The organism is Microbacterium sp. CPCC 204701 (assembly GCF_004010105.1).
In the GTDB taxonomy this organism is placed as follows: Bacteria; Actinomycetota; Actinomycetes; order Actinomycetales; family Microbacteriaceae; genus Microbacterium.
Genome location: NZ_RRYE01000327.1, coordinates 1 through 3,369, shown reverse-complemented (window position 1 = coordinate 3,369; position 3,369 = coordinate 1). Strand labels below are relative to the sequence as shown.

The following is a 3,369-nucleotide window of genomic DNA, read 5'->3' as shown; positions in this document are numbered from 1 at the left end:
AGCTGAAGACGCCGGTCGGCGCGGTGAGCCTCCTCGCCGAAGCCATCGAGTCCGCTGCCGACGACCCGCCGCAGGTGCGCATCTTCGCCGCGAGGCTCTCGGCGGAGGCATCCCGTCTCGCCCTCCTCACGTCGCGCATCATGAACCTCTCGCGGCTCCAGGCGTCGGACGAGCTCACCGACCAGGACGTGTCGATCGACGAGGTGGTGGCGTCGGCGCTGGACGCCCACGCCATCCAGGCCGACTCCGCAGGAGTCGAGGTCGTCCGCGGCGGAACCCGCGGCGCCTACGTGCGCGGCGACGCCCAGGTGCTGAGCGAGGCGGTCGGCAATCTCATCGCCAACGCGATCGCCTACTCGCCGCAGGGTTCGAGCGTCGGCGTCGGGGTGAGGACCGCCGACGGCATCGTCGAGATCGCGGTCACCGACCGCGGCATCGGCATCGCCGAAGGCGAGCAGGACCGCGTGTTCGAGCGCTTCTACCGCGCCGACCCCGCCCGTGCGCGCCGTACCGGTGGCAGCGGTCTGGGCCTGTCGATCGTGAAGCACGCCGTGCAGCGGCACGGCGGCGAGGTGACGCTGTGGTCGCGGCCGGGCCGCGGATCGACCTTCACGATCCGGCTGCCGCAGATCGAGGCCCCCGCGGCCGACCCGACCCCCAAGCGCGGCCGTAAGAAGAGGCGCGCCCCGGCGACGCCTGCCCGCCCCGCCATCACGCCAGCCGGCACGAACGGAGACACCGCATGACACGAGTTCTGATCGTCGAGGATGAGCCGGACCTCGCGGACCCTCTCGCCTACCTCCTCCGTCGCGAAGGGCACGACGTCGAGATCGCCGAGGACGGCCCGACAGCCCTCGCGTCGTACCGCGAGCGCGGCGCCGACATCGTGCTGCTCGACCTCATGCTGCCGGGGATGCCGGGGACGGAGGTATGCCGGCAGATCCGGACGACCTCGTCGGTGCCGATCATCATGCTCACCGCCAAGGATTCCGAGGTCGACATCGTGGTGGGTCTCGAGCTGGGCGCCGACGACTACGTCACCAAGCCTTACTCGGCGCGCGAGCTGCTCGCGCGCATGCGGGCGGTGCTGCGGCGCTTCTCGCAGCTGGAAGCCGACCTCGAGGACCGAGTCCTGGAGGGCGGGCGCGTCGTGCTCGACATCGACCGGCACACGGTCGCGGTCGACGGCAGCGAGATCAACATGCCGCTCAAGGAGTTCGAGCTCCTCGAGGTGCTCATGCGCAACGCCGGCCGCGTGCTCACCCGGGGGCAACTCATCGACCGGGTGTGGGGGAGCGACTACTTCGGAGACACCAAGACGCTCGATGTGCACATCAAGCGCATCCGCTCGCGCATCGAGAAGAATCCCGGGTCACCCGAGATGCTCGTGACCGTGCGGGGCCTCGGATACCGGTTCGAGGGTTAGGTCTCCGCACAGACGAAGACGCGGCGCCCAGACCTGGCGCCGCTTCTTCGCTGGCTGAGGGCTCGGCCCGCGCGGCGTCAGGGTGCGAGCGGTGCGAGGTAGTCGAGCGTGCCGTCGAGCACGGGGACCGACGTGAGCTCGCCCTCCGAGTCGCCGGACTGGAAGAACGCGACGACGTCGGCGCCGGGCGGCGTGTCGAGGTCCTCGACGAGGATGGGCTCTTCGCCGTCCTCGGAGCCGAGGCTGAGAGTCGTGTTCGCGGGCACGCGCACGTCGACCGAGACGCGGGACGAGCCCTCGCCGAACTCGATGCGCAGCGTGTGCGACTCGTCGGTCTCGTTGAGGAGCGCCGCGACGAAGTTGCCCTCCGAGCCGCTCTCGTCGGCGACGATCTGCGCGTTGCGCACCTGGACGGGGCCCGACTCGAACACGTTCACGCCCTCGGCGGCGGCGTAGTTGATCGTCGTGGCCTGCGGCGAGACCATGCTGCAGCCGGTGGTCCCGAGGACGAGTGCGGCTCCGATGGCGAGCGACGCGATGAGGCGCGGGTTCACTGATCCCTCCCAGGACGGACGACGGCTTCCTCAGCATTCTAGGGGGTCGCCTGGTGCGGTCGTGATCGTCGCTTCCGGGGCCGCCCGTCCGGAGGGCGGAGAACCTTAGCGTATTTCTCCTGTGGTATCCTGGAGGTTGCCGAAAGGACATAACTCCATGCTTTTTGAGGTTGGCGAGACGGTCGTCTACCCCCACCACGGGGCGGCAACGATCATCGAGGTCAAAGACCGGATCATCAAGGGCGAGACGAAGAAGTACCTGAAGCTCAACGTCACGCAAGGCGACCTGATCATCGAGGTCCCCGCTGAGAACGTCGACCTCGTCGGCGTCCGCGATGTCATCGGCAAGGAGGGGCTCGACAAGGTCTTCGAGGTGCTGCGCGCTCCCTTCACGGAGGAGCCGACCAACTGGTCGCGGCGCTACAAGGCCAACCTCGAGAAGCTCGCCTCCGGTGATGTCATCAAGGTCAGCGAGGTCGTCCGCGATCTGTGGCGCCGAGACCAGGATCGCGGTCTGTCGGCCGGCGAGAAGCGCATGCTCGCCAAGGCCAAGCAGATCCTCATCTCGGAGCTCGCCCTCGCAGAGAAGACCGACGAGGAGCAGGCGAGCGTGATCCTCGACGAGGTCCTCGCAAGCTGAGCCACCGAAACGACGCCCCGCAGGGGGCGTCGTTCGCTTTGCCGGCGCCGGGACCCCGTCGCGATAGCGTGAACGGGTGAGCATCACTCCCGTCCCGCGCGTCGCCGTCGTGGTCGTCGCGGCCGGTTCCGGCATGCGTCTGGCCGCCGGCGCGCCCAAGGCCTTCGTCGGCATCGACGGTCACCCGATCCTCTGGCACGCGCTGTCGCGCGTGTTCGCCGCCCCCACGGCGCAGGTCGTCGTGGTGGCGCCGTCCGACCGACAGGGCGATGCGCTCAGCGAGGTGCTCGCGGTCGCCGGCGACCGTCGCGATCTGGTGTCGGTGGTCGCAGGCGGTGCGACGCGTCAGGCGTCCGTGGCGGCAGGGCTCGCAGCGCTCTGGGCGGACGTCGAACTCGTGCTGGTGCACGACGCCGCCCGTGCTCTCACACCACCCGAGGTGTTTCAGCGAGTGATCGCGGCGCTCGAGGAGGGCGCCGTCGGCGCCGTCCCGGTACTCCCCGTCATCGACACCATCAAGCGGGTCTCGGGCCACGAGATCCTCGCGGGAGTCGACCGGTCCGAGCTCGCGGCCGCGCAGACGCCGCAGGGGTTCCGCAGGGACGTGCTCGATGCGGCCTATGCCGCATCGACCGAGGACTTCACCGACGATGCGGCGCTGGTCGCCGCCGCCGGGCATGCGGTCGCGGCCGTCACGGGGCATCCGCTCGCCTTCAAGATCACCACCGCCGCAGACCTCGAGCGCGCCC

General features: G+C 69.7%; 5 protein-coding genes. 4 read left to right on the top strand and 1 reads right to left on the bottom strand.

Going from position 1 to position 3,369, the window contains the following annotated elements:
• The coding region (locus EIO58_RS14785) for a sensor histidine kinase (RefSeq protein WP_164861740.1) at positions 1-746 on the top strand (746 nt) is incomplete at its 5' end.
• Complete coding sequence (locus tag EIO58_RS14780) at positions 743-1,426, top strand: response regulator transcription factor (RefSeq protein ID WP_127820164.1); 684 nt, start codon at positions 743-745, stop codon at positions 1,424-1,426. The genes EIO58_RS14785 and EIO58_RS14780, both read left to right, overlap by 4 nt.
• Positions 1,427-1,503: 77 nt before the next feature.
• On the opposite strand, the gene EIO58_RS14775 is transcribed toward EIO58_RS14780, so the two are convergent.
• Positions 1,504-1,980, bottom strand: coding sequence for a DNA modification methylase (locus tag EIO58_RS14775; protein ID WP_127820163.1), 477 nt, complete (start codon positions 1,978-1,980; stop codon positions 1,504-1,506).
• A 157-nt stretch (positions 1,981-2,137) separates the two neighbouring features.
• Between EIO58_RS14775 and EIO58_RS14770 the strand changes: the two genes are divergently transcribed.
• Together EIO58_RS14770 and ispD are read left to right on the top strand one after the other, a co-directional pair.
• Complete coding sequence (locus EIO58_RS14770; RefSeq protein ID WP_127820162.1) at positions 2,138-2,620, top strand: CarD family transcriptional regulator; 483 nt, start codon at positions 2,138-2,140, stop codon at positions 2,618-2,620.
• A 76-nt stretch (positions 2,621-2,696) separates the two neighbouring features.
• Positions 2,697-3,369, top strand: a 673-nt coding sequence (gene ispD, locus EIO58_RS14765; protein ID WP_127820161.1) for a 2-C-methyl-D-erythritol 4-phosphate cytidylyltransferase, incomplete at its 3' end; no start/stop codon positions are given.